Origin of the sequence: Chlorobium sp. KB01 (assembly GCF_001975465.1) — a bacterium.
Classification (GTDB): Bacteria; Bacteroidota; Chlorobiia; order Chlorobiales; family Chlorobiaceae; genus Chlorobium.
Map to the genome: position 1 here is coordinate 1 of NZ_MPJE01000049.1, position 16,515 is coordinate 16,515.

At 46.6% G+C, this 16,515-nt stretch carries 14 protein-coding genes; 11 read left to right on the top strand and 3 right to left on the bottom strand.

The window, feature by feature from the left end:
* Positions 1-113 precede the first annotated feature (113 nt).
* From BOO20_RS05345 to BOO20_RS05370, 6 genes are all read left to right on the top strand, one after another.
* Complete coding sequence (locus BOO20_RS05345) at positions 114-644, top strand: NYN domain-containing protein (RefSeq protein WP_076791170.1); 531 nt, start codon at positions 114-116, stop codon at positions 642-644.
* 90 nt (positions 645-734) lie between these two features.
* Positions 735-1,061 carry a chorismate mutase gene (locus BOO20_RS05350; RefSeq protein WP_076791171.1) on the top strand — a complete coding sequence of 109 codons (327 nt, stop codon included), beginning with the start codon at positions 735-737 and terminating at the stop codon, positions 1,059-1,061.
* A gap of 17 nt (positions 1,062-1,078) precedes the next feature.
* Positions 1,079-2,092, top strand: coding sequence for an endolytic transglycosylase MltG (gene mltG / locus BOO20_RS05355; RefSeq protein ID WP_076791173.1), 1,014 nt, complete (start codon positions 1,079-1,081; stop codon positions 2,090-2,092).
* 108 nt (positions 2,093-2,200) lie between these two features.
* A complete protein-coding gene (pgk, locus tag BOO20_RS05360) occupies positions 2,201-3,394 on the top strand; it encodes a phosphoglycerate kinase (protein WP_076791174.1) in 1,194 nt (397 codons plus the stop codon).
* A 94-nt stretch (positions 3,395-3,488) separates the two neighbouring features.
* Positions 3,489-4,304 carry a rhomboid family intramembrane serine protease gene (locus BOO20_RS05365; RefSeq protein WP_076791176.1) on the top strand — a complete coding sequence of 272 codons (816 nt, stop codon included), beginning with the start codon at positions 3,489-3,491 and terminating at the stop codon, positions 4,302-4,304.
* An 8-nt stretch (positions 4,305-4,312) separates the two neighbouring features.
* Entirely contained in the window at positions 4,313-4,738 is a 426-nt protein-coding gene (locus tag BOO20_RS05370; protein WP_076791178.1) for a YkvA family protein, read from the top strand.
* 72 nt (positions 4,739-4,810) lie between these two features.
* Here the strand turns inward: BOO20_RS05370 and BOO20_RS12855 are convergent, their stop codons facing one another.
* The 3 genes from BOO20_RS12855 to BOO20_RS05380 form a co-directional block, all read right to left on the bottom strand.
* Entirely contained in the window at positions 4,811-4,948 is a 138-nt protein-coding gene (locus BOO20_RS12855; RefSeq protein ID WP_158068731.1) for a hypothetical protein, read from the bottom strand.
* 146 nt (positions 4,949-5,094) lie between these two features.
* The gene (rlmD, locus tag BOO20_RS05375) at positions 5,095-6,537 is read right to left on the bottom strand and encodes a 23S rRNA (uracil(1939)-C(5))-methyltransferase RlmD (RefSeq protein WP_076791179.1); all 1,443 of its coding nucleotides are present in this window, start codon (positions 6,535-6,537) and stop codon (positions 5,095-5,097) included.
* 275 nt (positions 6,538-6,812) lie between these two features.
* A complete protein-coding gene (locus tag BOO20_RS05380) occupies positions 6,813-7,850 on the bottom strand; it encodes a virulence RhuM family protein (RefSeq protein WP_076791180.1) in 1,038 nt (345 codons plus the stop codon).
* A 409-nt stretch (positions 7,851-8,259) separates the two neighbouring features.
* Here BOO20_RS05380 and BOO20_RS05385 point away from each other — a divergent pair, with 409 nt between their 5' ends.
* The 5 genes from BOO20_RS05385 (at position 8,260) to BOO20_RS05405 (ending at position 16,281) form a co-directional block, all read left to right on the top strand.
* Positions 8,260-11,586: a helicase-related protein gene (locus BOO20_RS05385; protein ID WP_233120898.1), complete on the top strand. Its 3,327-nt coding sequence runs from the start codon at positions 8,260-8,262 to the stop codon at positions 11,584-11,586.
* Between the two features lie 4 nt (positions 11,587-11,590).
* Positions 11,591-13,828 (top strand): hypothetical protein, encoded by a 2,238-nt coding sequence (locus BOO20_RS05390; RefSeq protein WP_076791183.1) that lies wholly within the window; start codon positions 11,591-11,593, stop codon positions 13,826-13,828.
* Between the two features lie 70 nt (positions 13,829-13,898).
* A complete protein-coding gene (locus tag BOO20_RS05395; RefSeq protein WP_076791185.1) occupies positions 13,899-15,155 on the top strand; it encodes a TaqI-like C-terminal specificity domain-containing protein in 1,257 nt (418 codons plus the stop codon).
* Positions 15,156-15,166: 11 nt separating this feature from the next.
* Entirely contained in the window at positions 15,167-15,880 is a 714-nt protein-coding gene (locus BOO20_RS05400; protein ID WP_076791187.1) for a hypothetical protein, read from the top strand.
* Positions 15,877-16,281 (top strand): type II toxin-antitoxin system PemK/MazF family toxin, encoded by a 405-nt coding sequence (locus BOO20_RS05405; RefSeq protein ID WP_076791188.1) that lies wholly within the window; start codon positions 15,877-15,879, stop codon positions 16,279-16,281. Before BOO20_RS05400 ends, BOO20_RS05405 begins: the two co-directional genes overlap by 4 nt.
* Positions 16,282-16,515: the final 234 nt, after the last annotated feature.

Consider the following 16,515-nt stretch of genomic DNA (forward strand, 5'->3'; position numbering starts at 1 on the left):
ATGATTGCAGGGAAGCTTGACTTTAGCTTACCCACTTGAAATAGCGAAGAGCCAAAATATTCCTCTATTTTATACTGTAGTTCTTATGCATATTTCCAAAGGCAGAGAGCCCGATGAAAACCGCCTCAAGAGAGTTCGTGGTGGATGGCTACAACCTGATCCACAAGCTGATTCCATCACCATCTGCATCCCCGCTTGAGCAGTTGCGGCTGGAAATGGAAAAAAAGCTCCTCTCATTTCAGAGAAAAAACAGATGTGCCGTCACCATTGTCTATGATGGAAAAGGAAGCGCCCGGGAACACTCGAGTATCATTCCTCTGCATATTGTTTTCACTCCGGCCACAAAAAGCGCCGATCAATGGATCATTGATTACGTAAAATCATTGAACACAAACGTAAAAAAGGTTACTATTGTAAGTTCGGACGATGAAATACGCCGCTACAGCGAAGCGTTCGGTGCGCGGTGTATAAAATCCGAAGCATTCGCGCTAAAACTTGGCGAAAACGGAACTTCCGCTCCGCTTTCGGAAGGGAAGCGTCGATCCGGTTTCGGTAAAACCATCGACAAAGCCGTAAGGGGAGAGCCTCTGAACGATAAGGAAGTAGCACAGTGGACGGAGTTGTTCACCCGGGGGAAAATGTAGGCACATACCGGCAGCGCATATCGTCTATGCAGGGTGCCCGGAGCAGGACCGGGAAGCAGCAGAAACATTTATTAACCATTTCTTATCATAATGTCGCAGAGTACCGTCAACAATACAGCGCACAGGCAGGAACTTGACGAATGGCGAAAAAAAATCGACGTCATTGACCAGCAGTTATCGGCTCTTATCTGCCAGAGACTGCATTGCGCGCAGAATATCAGCTCACTGAAATCAAGAATCGGAGAGCAGGTACTTCAGCCTGAAAGGGAAAAAGAGGTGCTGAACAATGTGCTGAACCATGCCGATTCACCCCGTAAATCTCTTGCACTGGAAAAAATTTACCTCTGCATTCTTGAAGAGAGTCGCCTCGTGCAGCATGATTGGAAAAGCAGTCAGCCGGATATCCCTGCCAGCTAACCGAACATCCCCTCCGAATGGCACTGCGTAAAGTTTCGTTACCAAAGCCCTTATTAGCTGCCTCAGCCCTTTTGCTGACTGCACTGGGGTTCTTTTTATTTTGGCCCGGCCTCAACACCGCCACAACAACCACACCCCTCGTCGTTCACCGGAAAACCGGATTTCAGACCATTGTGGGTGAACTATCCCGTAACGGCACGATACAAAGCAAATGGCCGGTACTCATCACCGGAAGTATTATTCCCCGCCTGCACAACATCAAGCCGGGGAGATATTCCATCCCTCCCGGTATGTCCAACTTCATGCTGCTCTACTACCTTCACTCGCACAAGCAGGACGAAGTTCGCATCACACTCCCCGAAGGGATCAATCTCGAAAAAGTTGCCAGAATCCTTTCGGGAAAACTTGACTTTGATTCAACCGCATTCATGGCTGCGGCATCAAGTGAGCGCCTCCTTCGGCGATACAACATCAAGGCAAAAAATGCAGAGGGGTACCTGTTGCCCGGAACCTATGACTTTGCATGGGGTGGCTCACCTGAATCGGCTGCCGGATTTCTTGTTAAAAGATTCAGGAAATTCTATACCGACAGCCTCAAAACCGTAACAGCAAGACGGGGGATGAACGAAACCGGACTTCTGACACTCGCGTCAATTGTCGAAGCCGAAACTCCGCTGGACACGGAAAAACCCGTTGTAGCAAGCGTCTACCTCAACCGGCTGAAAAAAAATATGCGACTTCAGGCTGATCCGACAGTACAGTACGCACTCGGAGGGACGGCTCGCCGTCTCTTCTATCGTGATCTCGTGGCTGACTCTCCCTACAATACCTACCGCCATAACGGTCTTCCTCCGGGGCCAATATGCAATCCCGGAACTGCATCCATTCGTGCGGTGCTTCAGCCTGCCGAAACCGGTTTTCTCTACTTTGTCGCCACGGGTACCGGAGGACATAACTTCGCCGTGTCACTCAAAGAGCATAACGAAAACATAAAAAAATACCGTCAGGCCCGCAGAAACACGACCCCCTGAGAGGAGAGCGACACATTACCGTCTCCTATATCCTGTCAGGTGAATTGATTATATTGTAGATTAGTACTATTGACCAGCAATTGTTTTTTTTAATCAATCATAACAGCAATGCAGAAAAAGACCTTGTCAAGCGTCTCCATCCAAGGCAAACGGATATTAATGCGCGTTGATTTCAATGTTCCTCTTGACGCCAACAAAAACATTACCGACGATAAAAGAATCGTTGAATCACTCCCCTCCATTCGCAAAGTTCTCGACGATGGCGGGCGCCTGATTCTGATGTCACACCTTGGAAGACCAAAAGGCAAAGTTAACGCAGACTTCTCTCTTGCCCCGGTCGCAAAAAGACTTTCGGAGCTCATCGACACGCCTGTAACAATGGCAAAAGATTCCATCGGAACCGAGGTCATGCAGCAGGTACTTGCCATGCAGGACGGAGAGGTTATTCTGCTTGAAAATCTCAGATTTCATCCTGAGGAAGAGGCCAACGATCCCGACTTTGCCAAAGAGCTTGCCTCTCTGGGCGAGATCTACGTCAATGATGCTTTCGGAACCGCACACAGGGCGCACGCATCAACCGAGGGGATTACCCATTACGTACAGAGTGCGGTTGCAGGCTTTCTTATAGAACGCGAACTGCTCTATCTTGGAAAAGCCCTTCAGGATCCGGAACGCCCGTTTGTAGCCATTCTGGGCGGCTCAAAAATTTCAGGAAAAATCGATGTCCTTGAGAACCTCTTTAAAAAAGTTGACACGGTGCTGATCGGTGGAGCCATGGTCTTTACCTTCTTCAAGGCCCAGGGCTACGAGGTAGGAAACTCACTCGTTGAGGAAAGCAAAATTGACCTTGCCCTTGAAATTCTTGCCGAGGCCAAAAGAAAAGGGATAAAGCTGCTTCTGCCGGAAGATGTAATTGTGGCTCCCGCTATTTCAGCCGATGCAGAGTTCCGCACGGAACTGATCTCAGCAATTCCCGAAGGACTTATCGGCGTGGATATCGGACCGAAAACGGCTGAGCTTTACAGCAATGAGATTCTCTCGGCCCGCACGGTGCTCTGGAACGGTCCGATGGGTGTGTTTGAAATAGACAACTTTGCGTCAGGCACCATGGCCGTAGCCAAAGCTCTGGCTGACGCCACCGCCAAGGGAGCTATAACCATTGTCGGCGGAGGAGACTCGGCTTCTGCTATCGCCAAAGCAGGACTTGCAAAGGAGATTACCCACATCTCCACAGGAGGTGGCGCAAGCCTTGAATTCCTTGAAGGCAAGGAGCTTCCGGGTATAGCCGCATTAAACGACTGATCGTTTGGCGGACAGCAAAAAGAGCGTTACAGAAGTTACCTACGACAGGCCTGTTCCCTGAGCACACGGGGAACAGGCAGAACCAGACATTGTGATGAACAACTCCAGTCAGCCATACAGCCCCGGAGGTTTTCAGTTTATACCTCCGGCCATAAAAGCCATTATTCTCATCAATATTGCAGTCTTCCTGCTGCAGATGACTCCGTTCGGAGAGGCGATGAGTGCCATTGGCGCGCTCTGGCCAATCGGTTCTGGCAATTTCAGACTATGGCAGCCGGTTACCTACATGTTCCTGCATGGCGGAGGGACCCATCTCTTTTTCAACATGTTCGCCCTCTGGATGTTCGGCGCCGAGATAGAGAACCACTGGGGCACCCGGCAGTTCAACATCTACTATTTTGTCTGCGGGATCGGAGCGGCAGTGCTCAACCTGCTGATGACCATCGGTGACCCCTATCCGACAGTCGGGGCATCGGGCGCAATCTACGGTGTCCTGCTTGCTTTCGGCATGATGTTCCCTGACCGCTACATCTTTCTCTACTTCCTCTTTCCGCTGAAAGCAAAATATTTCATTGCAGGATATGCACTGATCGAGTTTTTCTCCGGCCTGGGCAGCCGGGCAATGGGAAGCGGCAGCAACGTTGCCCATTTCGCCCACCTCGGAGGGATGCTGATCGGTTTTATCTACATCACCATAAAAAGAAACGAGTGGTCGATCTCCGGAGTGCTCCAAAAATTCCGCTCTTCGGGAAAAAAGAAGCCCGGCCCGCAGCTCTACAAAACGAACAAGCCGGCTCCGCCTGCCTCTGAAGCTGAGATTGACGCCATTCTCGACAAAATCTCGGCACAAGGATACACCTCCCTGACCGAAAAAGAACGCCAGACGCTCCTTAAAGCAGGCCGAAAATAAGCAGAGCAATGAGTAAACGATTTGAGAGAACCCGGAGAAAGGCCGAACAGGCCATCAAGGATCCCGTAAAGAGAAAAAAACTGCTTGACACGGCAGTGAAGCTTTCGAAACCGGGCAAACACACCTCGCAGCTCTCGGAAATATCCGGAAAAGTCCAGTCGCTGGCACGGATGCTCCGCTGCTACTTTACAAAAGAGTACACCGACGTGCCCTGGCAGACCATTGTGCTTGTTGCCGCAGCGCTGATCTATTTTGTCTCACCGTTTGACGCCATAGCCGATTTTATTCCGCTCATCGGCTTTGCCGACGATATTGCCATCGTTTCAGCCGTTTTTGCCTCCATCATCCAGGATGTAGACCGCTTCACCGCCTGGGAAGCAGCAAAAGCCGCCGGAGCCGAACCCGCCAGCTACACCCTGATCGAAAATCAATAACAAGCAAGGGAAGAGCCCGCTATTAATCGTCGTGAACGGTTTGAGGATTTTTGAACCACGAAACTAACGAAATCACACGAAATGGCAGGAACAATCCCTTGTGGTTGCCCCGGCAAATTCCTCTTCGTCTTTGTAGTCCCTGCTGTCCTTGTAGTCCTTGATCTCTTTTCCGAGCACCACCCAACGCAGTAATCGTGTTTCGGAATACATAGCACAGTTATCAATACAGGAGACCGCTATTAATCGTCGTGAGCGGTTCGAGGGCAAGGCGGACGGAGCGCAGCAACCGGAATGTACACAGGAGTACATGAGGATTGCGAGCACCGCCCAACGATGCCATCGAATCGCGGAACAGATTAATAGGGGCGCTCCAACTCGAAACAGGCCACACTCTCTATATGCGCCGTATGCGGAAACATATCCACCGGCTGAACTGATTTGAGCACGTAGCCCGCCTGAGCGATCTCCTTGCCGTCACGGGCAAGACTGGCCGGATTGCAACTGACATAGACAATTCGCCTTGGCCGGAAACGGAGCATGGTTTCAAGCGCCTTCGGGTGCATGCCCGCTCTCGGCGGATCAGTGATGATCACACCCGGAGCACCGTGACTTTCAAGTTTGTCGAGTATGGCGTGGAAATCCTTCAGATCAACCTGATAAAACGCCGCATTCTCAACACCGTTCAGAGCCGCATTGCTGCGGGCATCGTTGATTGAGCTTTCAACCACCTCAAGGCCAACCGCACTCCGGCAGTGTTTTGCCATGTAGATGGTGATGGTGCCGGTACCGCAATAGAGATCATAGACGGTATCATCCTCCTTGAGCCCCGCAACATCAAGAATGGCGTTGTAGAGCACCTCGGCCTGCCGGGAGTTGGTCTGAAAAAATGAGTTGGCCGAAATTCTGAAGTCAAGCTCTCCGAGCCGCTCGGTAATGATACCCGTGCCGCTGAGCAGAAACTCCTCTTCGCCGGTAGCGACACCGTTCTTTCTTGAGGTTACATTATTGACCACCGTCACCTTCTTGCCTGCAAGAGCCGACTGGAGGGCGGCATTGTAGTGCTGCATCAGCTTTTCGTCATACCAGGAGGTGACGAGGTTGACCATCAGCTCCCGCTGATCCTCACTGAAGCGGACCACAAGGTTGCGCAAAAAGCCGGTATGTGCCCGGACGCCGTATGGTTCAAGGTTGTTGGCAAGGGCAAACTCCCGGGTCACTTTGAGCACCCGGTTCATCAACTCCGTGGCCAGGTAGCAGTAGTCGATATCGATCACCTTCTCGAAATTCCCTGGGGTATGAAATCCGAGCGCAAAATTTTTCGGCCGCTCCAGCTCCTCCTGCGAAAGCTCTTCGGGCAGGAGATAGCGCATGCTGGAGCAGGAGAACTCGATCTTGTTGCGGTAGTGAACGGGAGAGGCCGCCGCCAGAACCGGCGAAACCGGCGGATTGGAAAAACTGCCAAGATGCTCAAGCGCGTCCTTCACCTTTTTCTCTTTGTAGGCAATCTGCGCCTCATACTTGATGTGCATCAGCTTGCAGCCGCCGCAGACACCGAAATAGCTGCAAACCGGCTCCGTCCGGTCCGGAGAGGCGTCAAGCACCTCAACGGCAATAGCTTCAATGTAGCGCTGCTTCACCTTTTTGATCCTGGCCGACACCCGGTCGCCGACCGCAAGCATCCCGGTCACCATAACCGCCATGCCGCTGTCGAGCCGCCCGAAACACTGCTCCTTTTCAGCCAGATCAGTCACGACAAGCTCAATGATATCCCCTCTCCTGAAAACAATATCCTCTGCCATTTCACCCGGTTTATGCCTTATAAAATCAATACGCTAAAGCTATTCCGCCAGAGTACGTGATAAACCAAGACGGCACAGCAACCCGTTAACATACAAAACCGCCCGCATTCGGGACAGAAAAAACGGCAATCATAGAGGATATAGGGCAAGAAGAACGATCTGGTGCGGTTGACTAAAACGATTTCGATGTCTGCCGGAGCATCTGACAAAATGTGACTCTGAGCAAAAAGGATGTTCAACTGGAAACGCCGCAGCGCAAAGTGGGGCCGCTAGCCCTACACCTTTTTCTTCCCTCCCTTTTTACGCGAATCATCAAGCTTCTTTAGCTCCAGTTCAGCTTCGATGAAATGACGTTCAACCTCACTCGGCTCTATCAATTGCTTCAACCTGAACTTTTCATATTCACCGTAAGCTTTTTTTAGTGCAGCTTCATGAGTAATTTTACCTGAGTGGGTCAATAGTTCTCTTCCCGTCATTGTCAGGAATTGGTTTAAACGCTCATTCCAATCATGCATCGTCATAGGATTGCGGTTCAAGGCCTGTATTTCAGCAAGTTCAAGGTAGGCCGTTACCATCCTGTTAAGAATAGCAAGTTCATCTTCACTGAGGTAATTTTTTGCGACCTCGACATCCCGCTTAAGCAATTTTGAACCCGGATAGTTCGTAATGCCCATGTTTTGGTCACGAGCATCTACACGCTGATGAATCAGCTCCGCAGCGGTATGCCCGTGCGCAGCCCAGTGCATTTTATTTTGAACCTGCGTGAAAAACTGCATGGATGCATCAGACTTCGGATCGTAGTCGATACTGGTGGCATAAATATCGAGCACCTTTCGCCAGAATACTTTTTCTGAGGAACGTATATCCCTGATACGCGCCAAAAGCTCCTCAAAATAACGGCCCCCGCCTTGCTCCTTGAGCCGATCATCATCCATGGCGAATCCCTTGACGATATACTCCTTGAGCTTTTGAGTTGCCCAGATTCTAAATTGTGTCCCGCGAATGCTGTTTACTCTGTATCCGACTGATATAATTGCATCAAGATTGAAATACTCAACCTGGTAGGTTTTTTCGTCGGTTGCAGTTGTTGCAAAAATTGCAACAACTGACATTCGCTGTAGCTCTCCAGTCTCAAAAATGTTTTTCAGATGCCTACTGATGCCAGACTTGTCAACACCAAAAAGCTCAGCCATCTGATTGATGTTCAACCAAATAGTCTCATTCTCCAAACGGGTTTCAATACGGACGCTGCCATCTTCAGTCTGATAAAGCAAAAATTCCGTGTTTGTAGGTAATTGTCTGGATTTGCTCATCGATGCTCCTTCAAGTTCATCTGATCGGTTGGGGTGGTCGTTGCTGCCGTTGATAAAGATAGGATAGAATCAAAAATGCTGAAACAGCACCTAATAAACATACAAAACCGTACACATTCAGGATAGAAAAAAGCACACAGTCCCTCCCTATACCAACAAATATCCAAATCCCTTACCTATATTATCACTGGTATTTCGCGGCACTATCCGGAGATAACTCGCCCAATAAGAAAAAGATGATATCGCTTTCGGAGTTGACTGTAGACAGGGAAGAGAGGAAAATTGCAAAGAATAAAAAGAAACGCCCCCAACAAGTGAAGGCGTCAGACCGGAGATGCTATCTCTGGTGATGTTACGCAGCAAATATAACAACAAGAGTTGATTCTGAATCAATAAGGAGCCAATATTCGTGAGCTATTCATCAATACGCGATAACCATTCTCACGGTACTGTCGGAGACTTTCTGAAAAAAAACATTACAAATGCCTCCAGCCTTTCCGTTGTCTCCGCGTACTTCACCATTTATGCTTTTCACCATCTGAAAGATGAATTATCCAGCATAGAACACCTCCGTTTTCTTTTCGGCGAGCCGACATTTCTCAAATCCCTCGATCCCGATAAAGTCAATACCCGCGACTTTAAAATCGAAGATGACCAGATTGTTATCCCCACTGAAAGTCGCCTAACCCAGAAAACCGTTGCCAGAGAATGCGCCGAATGGCTGAGCAGCAAGGCTGAAATTCGTTCGATGGTTAAGCCAAACTTTCTGCACGGCAAAATGTACCACATTCTTCAACCCAGCGGGGTTGTAAAAGCAATTGCCGGAAGTTCCAATTTCACGGTCAACGGTCTTGGGCTGGGTGGTAACCGGAATATCGAACTCAACATGATCATCGATAGCGACCGGGATCGCGCAGAACTGAAAGAGTGGTTTGATAGCCTCTGGAACGATCAGACAGGGATTGTTGAAGACGTCAAAGAGCAGGTACTCAGCTACCTTGAACAGCTCTATGTGGAAAACAGTCCTGAGTTTATCTACTTCAAAACGCTGTTTCATCTTTTTGAAAACTACCTGGATGAGCAAAAGCTGGGCGGGTTGCTCAATGAACGTACAGGATTCTTCGATAGTGAAATATGGAACGAACTGTATGATTTCCAGAAGGACGGGGTAAAAGGAGCTATCAATAAAATACTGAAACATAACGGCTGCATCATTGCTGACAGTGTCGGACTCGGGAAAACCTACGAAGCCCTTGCCGTCATCAAATACTTTGAACTTCTGAATGCAAAAGTACTGGTACTCTGCCCAAAAAAACTGTCAGGAAACTGGACAATCTACCAGGCAAGTCAGAACAACGCTTTAAACCCCTTTGCAAAAGATCGCTTCAGCTATACAGTCCTTTACCATACCGATCTGGGTAGGGAAAACGGTCGCTCGGATGGTAACGGCATTGACCTCGGCAACTTCAACTGGGGAGCATACGATCTCATTGTGATCGATGAATCCCATAATTTCCGGGGAAATCCACTGGCAACAAACAAAGAAGATGGCTCTGTACAGATGAATCGGGCACAATGGCTGATGGAAAAAATCATCCGCTCAGGGGTCAAAACAAAGGTGCTCATGCTTTCTGCAACGCCGGTCAACAACTCACTCAGAGATTTACGGAACCAGATATCTTTCATCACAGAGGGGAGAGCTGATGCCCTGTTTGAATGCTGTAAAATCAAAGACATCGCTTTAACGCTTAAAAACGCGCAAACCCATTTCACAAACTGGGCTGATCCTAAGAAGAACCCGGAACGGAACATGAAGCAATTACTTGAGCGACTCGATTCGGGATTCTTTAAACTACTCGACGAATTAACTATTGCCCGTTCACGAAGGCATATTAAAAGCTTTTACAAAATCGAATCGCTTGGCAAATTTCCTGAACGCAAAAAGCCGCAATCGGTTTACCCTGATATCGATCTCCAAAACCGATTTCCTTCATACGATCGTTTGAACCGGCAAATTCTCGATTACAAGCTCTCGATTTTCAATCCATCTGCTTATGTAAAGCCCGATAAACAGCAGAAATATGAGGCAATGGCAGGTACCCAGGTGCTGAATTTTTCACAAGCCACTCGTGAAAGCTTTCTGATCGGCATGATGAAAGTCAACTTTCTCAAGCGGCTTGAAAGCTCGATCGAATCCTTTGAAATTTCGATGGATCGCACCATTGAGAAAATCGAACAGCTTGAAGCAAAAATAAAAGAGTTCCTTCGCCACAAGAGTGTTTCACAGGAAGAATACCTGTTATCATTTGAGCCATCAGAAGATGAACTTGAGGAAGACGGCGATGAACAGGAGCAGTGGCAGGTAGGTAAAAAACTCAGGTTTGATCTTGCCGATCTCAAGCTTGACGAATGGCTTGCCGATCTTCAGAAAGACAAGGAAGCGCTTATCGATCTGTACAACAATGCAAAGTCAGTAACTCCCGACAGGGATGCTAAGCTGCACGAAATAAAAAAGCTGATCGCAGAAAAAGCACTCAAATCAAACAAAAAAGTTCTTGTTTTTACTGCCTTCGCAGATACCGCGCAATACCTTTACGAAAATATCAGCACCTGGTACCGTCAGGAATTCAAACTCCACTGCGCCTTGGTTTGCGGAACCACCACAAAAACAAGCTATGGCAAGAACGACTACAGCGCTATCCTGCTCAATTTTTCTCCGTTGGCCAAAAACCGTTCAAGGTATTCCTCCGCTATCCAAGACAGTGAAATTGATCTTCTCATTGCCACCGACTGTATCAGCGAAGGCCAGAACCTTCAGGACTGCGATTACCTCATCAATTATGATATCCACTGGAATCCGGTACGGATAATTCAGCGCTTTGGCCGAATCGACCGGCTTGGCAGTAAAAATGAAACCATCCAACTGGTCAACTTCTGGCCCACAAGAGACCTCGACAACTACATCAATCTCAGGGAACGGGTAGAAGCCCGTATGGCTCTTGTCGATGTTACGGCAACCGGAGAAGACAACATTCTGAACACCGAGCAGATTGAAGAGCTGATAACAGACGACCTGAAATACCGTAACCAGCAGCTCAAAAAACTCCAGAATGAAGTGCTCGATCTCGAAGAGATGGATGAAAGTGTCTCGCTGACCGATTTTACGCTCGATGACTTCCGCATTGAACTGCTCAATTACCTTGAGAACAACAGGGCAAAACTGATACAGGCCCCGCTTGGGCTGTATGCCGTTGTTCCAGCACCTGCTGGTGAGCATGCAGAAGCTTCATCGAAACATCAGTTCACCCAAAGCGAAAAGGATATCATCAAACCCGGCACCATCTTTTGTCTGCGTCAAAAAGGCGAGAGTGACGGCAACGAGCAGGTCAACCCGCTCAACCCCTACTTTCTTGTGTATGTACGCAATGACGGAACTGTTCGCTATAATTATATCAATGCCAAGCAGATACTTGAGGTTTTCCGGCTTCTCTGCCAGGGGAGCACGTTGGCATACGAAAAGATTTGCAGTCTGTTCAATTCCGAGACCGCTAATGGTCAGAACATGGAGCAATACACTCTTTTACTGAAAAAAGCCGTCGAAGAAGTCATAAGGATTTTTAAAAAACGAACAGCCCAGAAACTGACAGCCGACCGGGGAGCCATTATTCAACCTCGAAACAAGCAGATTGAAGAACTCAGCCACTTTGAACTCATTACCTGGCTTATCATAAAGTAACCTCATGGCAAAGACCGACACCGAAATCAAATTCAGCATTGAAAATGCAATCAAGGCATTCAGTAGCGGCAATCTGACAGAGAACTCCCTCAACCTCTTTCAGGTACTTGGTTACAACACCGAGCGCCAGCAACGACTACCCGACAAAACATTTGCCTGCTTTAAAGAGTACTACCTGGACTCCTGCAGCAGCTTCAATGAAGAAAAGGCCCTAACCAAAAAGTGGCAGCAAATTGACCTGCTCTTTCAGTTAACCAAAGAAGAAGTAAGCGGCCAGAACTCTCTTTTCGATACAGCGCAGGTTGACCGTACCATAATAGAAGCCTATCTCTTTTTTTGCATTGAACTCAACGACAGGGAATACACAAGAACCGCACTCAGTCAAATTACCAGAGAGATCAACAAGGTTTTCAAAATGCCAGTCATGGTGCTTTTCAAGCTGGGTGAAAAACTCTCTTTTGCGGTCATCAATCGGCGGCTGCACAAAAAAGATGCAGAGAAAGATGTGCTCGAAAAAGTTACCCTTATCAAGGATATCAACATCCCGAAACCCCACAGGGCTCATATTGAAATTCTCTTTGACCTCACTATTGAAGAGCTTCAGCGAGTGCACAAGTTCACCAACTTTGTTGAGCTGCATGAAGCATGGAAAAAAACACTCGACACCAAAGAACTGAACAAACGCTTCTACAAGGAGCTTTCAAACTGGTACTTCTGGGCAATCAAGGAGGTCTATTTTCCGGGCGCATCTTGTCTGGCAATGTTCGGAGCAAATGCCGCAACAGATGCGCAAGTCAGGGAGCATAACGCCAAAAACCTCATCCGCTTGCTTACCCGTCTGCTCTTTGTCTGGTTTGTCAAAGAGAAAAATCTTGTGCCTGATCAGCTTTTTGATGAACGTTTCATCAAAGCAAACCTACTTACAGGCTTTGATCCGGCTAAGACATTCGCGTTCGACGATCATGCCAAAGCCAGTCGGTACTACAGGGCAGTTTTGCAGAACCTCTTTTTTGCATCACTGAATCAGGTCGTTGGTAAAAGGGAATTTCGCAAGCAGGGTCAGCATATGAACGTGACCAACCTGATGCGCTATGAAAACTATTTTAAAGACCCAAAAGCTTTTTTGGCACTTGTAGATAATGTTGTTCCCTTTATGAACGGCGGACTCTTTGAGTGCCTTGACAAACCTGACCCGTTTAAAAAAGGGAAACAGGGTGGCGATGTTATCATCTACGAGGACGGATTTTCAGACAGAGCAGACAACCCCCTCTGTGTGCCGGACTATATCTTTTTCAGTAACGGTGAACATGCTGACCTCAGCAGCGAACTGGACGATAAAAAGCAGAGCAATGTGACTGTCCGTGGTCTCATCAACATCCTGAACGATTACAAATTCACAGTTACAGAAAATACCCCCATTGAAGAGGATATTGCTCTCGATCCCGAGTTATTAGGTCGGGTTTTTGAGAACCTGCTCGCAAGCTACAACCCTGAAACCAAAACAACAGCTCGAAAACAGACCGGTTCATTTTACACTCCGCGTGAGATTGTTGACTACATGGTTGATGAATCACTGAAAGCATACCTCAAACAAAAGCTCGTTGCGGTTTCAGGTATGAAAGGTGAAGATGCCGATGTTGGTCTCGATATTCTCTTCTCCTACACCGAAAAGGAGCACGCTTTTAACCATGGTGAAAAGCAGGTGCTTATCGAAGCAATTGATACCTGCAAAGTGCTTGATCCTGCCTGTGGTTCCGGTGCCTTTCCGATGGGTATCTTGCACAAGCTGGTTTTCATTTTGCATAAACTGGATCCTGATAATAAGTTGTGGAGGGAACGGCAGCGTCAGAATGCCATTCAAGAAACCGAAGATGCTTTCAGGATTGGGAATCAGGAGGAAAGGGAAAACCGCCTTAAAGATATCAGTGATGTGTTTGAAAATAACGCTGGTGATTTTGGTCGCAAACTCTATCTCATCGAAAACTGTATCTACGGCGTAGATATTCAGCCGATAGCTACACAAATCAGTAAGCTCCGCTTTTTTATCTCTCTTATTGTTGAACAGCAGTCTAACAATGATAAGGCTCATAACTATGGGGTTATTCCCTTGCCTAACCTTGAGACTAAGTTTGTTGCTGCTAATTCTCTGATCGGACTTAAAAAACCAGAACGTCAAATCAATTTCTTTGATAATCAAGAAATAAGAGCCGATAGAATTACAAATACAGCAGGTTCGCCATAAGCTGTTTAGCGCAAAAAATCCTTCAAAAAAACGTGAACTCAGAGCCGAAGATCAGCTACTTAGGGATCAAATGGGCCTTCAGCTTCTTACAATTGGGTATGAAAACGATATAGCTCGACAACTAGCAACATGGGATCCTTATGATCAGAATTCTTCGAGTCCATTTTTTGATATGGAATGGATGTTTGGTATTGAGGATGGATTTGATGTGGTGATAGGCAATCCGCCTTATACGCAATTATCTAAAATTGATGGCGTTCCTGATTGGTATAAAGATTATTTAAAGAAAACATATCAAACATCAGGGGGCCGTTTGAATACGTTCATATTCTTTATACACCTTGGATTTAATATTTTAAGAGAAAAAGGAGTGCTGACATATATTATCCCAAATACAATTCTTACGCAAGAGTATTACAAGGCAACAAGAGATTTGCTGCTTAGGAAAAATTCATTAAGAGCATTAGTGCAATATACTGGATTGCCTTTTGATAATGCAATAGTTGAAAATGTAACACTTATTGCATGTAAAGAGTACTTAAAGGAATATAAGATTAAAATTATGACGGATGATCTATTTGTTACTACTGTAAAGGAAATAGTATATAATACGAAGTTTTTGATAAACGATGATTTGGCAATAAACATCCTGTCAGATAATATTGTTGATAAATCTTACCTTGTTTCAAAGTATACAATAGGCGATCTTTGTTACATCAATCAAGGGATAGCTTTAAAAGGAGATCGACGTCTGTCGTTACATGATTCAAATAAAAATGGTCAGTTTGTAAAAAAGCTTGATGGCAGAAATATTGAGAGATACATGATCCGTTGGGATGGTACCTACTTGGACTGGGATTTAACAAAAATCCACTCATGCAAATCAAGAGATATTTTTCTTTCGAAAGAAAAGTTATTTTTCCGGCGGGTATCTGAAAATTTAATATTTACATATGACACTGAGCAGTATTATGCCCTAAATACATTGGTTGTTGTCAATTTAAAAGAAGATAAATCGATAAATCTTAAATGTTTGCTTGCGTTACTGAACTCGCGATTAATGAATTATATCTATAAGAGAAAGTTTAAGTCGACTAAAACAGTTTTTTCTGAAATTCAGACAAACACAATAAAAAAACTTCCAATCCCAAACATCTCACATGATGTTGAGAAAGCTCTGACAATACTAGTAGATTATATACTCAACGCTAAACATAAATATCCAGAAACAGATATATCTGAATATGAGAAAAAAATTGATAGTCTCGTTTATCTACTTTATGAGTTAGCTCCCGAAGAGATTTCAATAGTTGAAAAACAGCCTTAAAGGAAATTTCAATGACTCAAAACAAAATCAAGGAAATTCTCGATACGCTCAACAACCTTCAGGAGAATCTGCTCTCACTGCCTGACGACATGCTGCTCAGTATCGACCCGCGTGACAACGAATCTCTGGATCAGGGAACGCAGTTCATCAAGGCATACAACGATAGTCTCAGTCAATTCACTGAAAGCTCTGCCAGAATAGCCCAGATGGTCAAGGCCCATTTCGGCATCAACCCTGAAGAGGACGATGTGGTAAAGGAGTCCGGCAACCGCCTGCAACGAGAGCGCCTCATTGCAGAACTCGACCAGACGGTATCCCATACCCTTAACGAAAACTTCACCTATAAACGACCCTATGGCTTCATCCTCGGCGAAACCGCCTATAAAGGCCTGAAGACCTGGAAAACCCTCTACCTGCTTGTCCTGGATATGCTTCAAACCGCCGATCCGGAAAAGTTTGCCACTCTTCCCAGAACAGAACGCTTCATCAGCAGCCGGGGAAAACCATTATTGTCCGCAAATGAACACGACCTTCGACTCGGCGAAAAGCTCAAATCCGGTCTCTACGTTGAAGTTAATCTCTCGGCAAACAGTCTGCTCAAATACACAAAAGATCTTCTCGAACACTTCGGTCTCGATCCAAAAATCATGAAAATCTACCTCCGCGAAGACCGCGACGCTGAAAATGTAGATGCAGATCAAGCAAACTCAACGCCACACAGATGAGCCTCCCTTTTCATCCAAAACAAGGCACCATCGTTATTTGTGATTTCAAAGGTTTTGTTTCTCCTGAAATGGTAAAGCGACGACCGGCAGTGATCGTTTCTCCTCGGTTGCGTAAAAGAGAGGGCCTTTGTACCATTGTCCCTTTAAGCACAACACCACCAAAGGATATTGAGGCCTACCACTACAAGTTGTTCATTGACCCGGTTCTTCCGGAACCATATAACGCTGAATTTCACTGGGTAAAAGCCGATATGGTCTATACCGTCTCATTAGACAGGCTTTATCTGCCGTTCTGCGGCAAAGATCAGGGGAAAAGAGTGTACGATAAAAGGATTATAAGCAGAGACGACCTCGTTAACATCCAGCAATGTATTTTGGCGGGATTAGGATTAAACGCTTGACGATGACACCTCAAATGAGTACATTGTCCTTGTACCCGCTCTCCTGACTTGTCAGGATCGGGCTTAAGTCCACCTCGGTGGCCGCCATGCAAGAGAAAATCAATTTAGCATGGTGTCTTATTAAGGCCCCGTATTCGTACTGGGCCTTTTTTTTGCCCTTATCACCACGGAGCAATTAACCTGAATTATTCACGAAGGCAATAAAAAAAGGTGGCATAAAATACCGCAATTGCT